Origin of the sequence: Brooklawnia sp. (assembly GCF_032229645.1) — a bacterium.
Taxonomy (GTDB): domain Bacteria; phylum Actinomycetota; class Actinomycetes; order Propionibacteriales; family Propionibacteriaceae; genus Brooklawnia.
In genome coordinates, this window is record NZ_JAVTWX010000014.1 from 1 (window position 1) to 2427 (window position 2427).

Annotated in this window: 1 protein-coding gene; it reads right to left on the reverse strand. The window is 66.9% G+C overall.

Annotation, left to right across the window (positions count from 1 at the left end; all coding sequences use genetic code 11):
* A partial coding sequence (locus AAFP05_RS00735; RefSeq protein WP_341727935.1) for an ATP-binding protein occupies positions 1 to 2368 on the reverse strand: 2368 nt, incomplete at its 3' end.
* Between the last annotated feature and the right edge of the window lie 59 nt (positions 2369 to 2427).

The following is a 2427-nucleotide window of genomic DNA, read 5'->3' on the forward strand; positions in this document are numbered from 1 at the left end:
GGCCCGGTCCGACCAGATCGAAGCACGCGTCGAGATAGTCCTGTTGTTCGGCGGTGAGCACTCGTCCGGCGTCTTGGGCAGCCTGCAAGATGTCTTCGGCCTGATCGACCTGATCCATGATCGCGGCCCATTGCTCGTCTGCCTGCTCGCTCTGCTGCTTGGCACGCCCGACCTTCTGCTGCAGGCGGTCGACCGTGTCTCTTGCCTTCGCGATCTGGGCACGCAGCCGAGCGATCTCAGGATTACCCGAGGTCACCTCCGTGATGACGGACGACCAACGGTCGCGCTCGGCCTCGACGGCAGCGAGATCGACCTGCTCCCAGCTGAGGTCACAGATAGCCCGGAATGCGAGACCTCGAGTTTCGAACGCATCGAGGGCGGCAACCGCCGAACCTGCGGTCTCGATCGCTTCCACCAGGCGGACGCGGGCCCGATCGATCTGGTCGGCGAGGTCGGACAGATAACGCTGATTCGAGAAGCCGAGCACGTTCTTGCGACCGTGACCGCCGTGCTCACCGCGATTGCCGTGAGAGATCTGGCCGGCGATGGTCACCGCCATCGGATGCTGCGCGAGTTCGGCTGCCTCCACGACGCAGACGAAGCCGAACCGCTTCTCGAGGCGTTCTTCCAGCCATCCGGTGAACGGGGTCGCGCGGTAGTCCAGCCTGCCCGGCAGTGTCCGGTCGTCCAGATGTCTGGCGCGGGAAAGACCGGTGTGTACGCCCTCGAAACGGACGCGGACCGGCGTACGGACCGAGTTGATCGCGCTGCGGAAGTCGGCCAGCCGGCCCGTGTCGATCAGGACCGTCGTCGCGAACCCGCCGAGGGCAAGGTTGAATGCCTCGCGCCACGGCTCGAACTCGGTGCGTACCTCCACCAGTTCACCGACGAATGGCAGTTCTTCGGGACCCAGCCCGGCGGCGGCCGCCAACTGAATGCGCGAGGTATCCAGTTCGGTGGGTATATTGCCGCGTCGCCGTTCTGCCTGGCAGCGGTCGGCCTCCAGCGCGGCGACTTCCTGCTCGATTGCCTGCTGCTGGGCTCTGGCCGCGGCGAAGACGTCCCGGGCCGTGGCTTTGGCAGCGGCATCGGCCAGCGAGTCCTCTGCTCTTTGCAGCAAGGCCGCGAACTGCGTGGCCGACCTCGGACGATCGGCCTGCACGACCGCCACGGCATCGTGCAGGCGGTCAAGGTCACGCTGCACCCGAACCAGTCGTGTTTCGACGCCGCGTAATTCGCGCTGGGCGGTCTCCAAGCGGTCACCGCCAGAGGTACGCAAGACCTCGGCGAGACCGTCGTGCTCGACCTGAGCAGCGGTGGCACGGGTCTCGGCTTCGCGGATCAGCTCGTCAGCTGCGCGCTTGCGGTCGCGCGATTCGGCCTCCACCTCACGTAGCAGTTCGAGGCGGCGGCTCGCCTGCCACAGGGCGGCCAACGAGTCGGAGTCACCGAACCGGCCAACCTCGTCGATCAGCCGCAGCCGGTTGGCCGCTGACGCCATTTTGGTCTTCAGATCGCGGATCGGCTCCAGCGCATGCACCTGCTGCCGTGCGGTGACCATCCGCCGGCGGGTACCCTCCAGTTCGTCGAAGTGCTCGACGACCGCATCCGCAGTGGCGAGGGTTTCGGGTTCCTCCAGCACCATGCGCTTGTAGAGCTCATCGACGGTGGTGATCTGCTGCCCGGCCTGGATGCGAGCCAGCAGGCTCATCGCCTTGGAGCCCGCACCGGACGCCCCGATGCCCAGCGTCGCATGCAGCTTCGCCGAAAACTCCCGGTCGGTGCCTAGCGTCGCCAGACCCGCGGCCCGCACAGCGGCATCTCCGAGGTGCTGGACGGCCGCCTCCTCCAACTCGCGCAGATCGAACGGCCCGTCGATAGTGGCCCGCACCCGGACGGTGTCGTCCAGGATTCGCGCGGTGGCCGGGATATACCAGGCGCGCACAGCGGTGAACCGGGTCAGATCGCGATCGACCCAGGTCATCGCGACCGCAGTCCAGGTGTCGCAGCCGTCCCCCCGCAGCACCCGCATCTTGGTGCCGTCCTCGGTGCGCGATTCGTCCAGCTTGCCGCGCCCGTACGAGATGATGTTGCGCTGCTCGCTACCCCGCGGACGCCCCAGCACACCGCCGTTCGAGGCCCCGTTGAATGGCGTCGTGTGCGGCATCATCAAGGCGATATAGGCGTCCATCAGGGTCGACTTGCCCGACCCCGAACCCCCACAGAGCAGAGTCGCGGTAGGTGAGAAGCGGACGCGGTGCGCCCCGTCATAGCCACCCCAGTTGACCAGCTGCAGGTCTTCGGCAAGCCATTGCTGGCCCCGGGAGGCGGCCGGAATGAGGCCGAAAAGGGTATCCAGCATTGTCATAGCGCTGCCTCCGTTGTCTCCCGAACGGCCGCCTCGTCGTCCTGGTCGCGATCATCGGC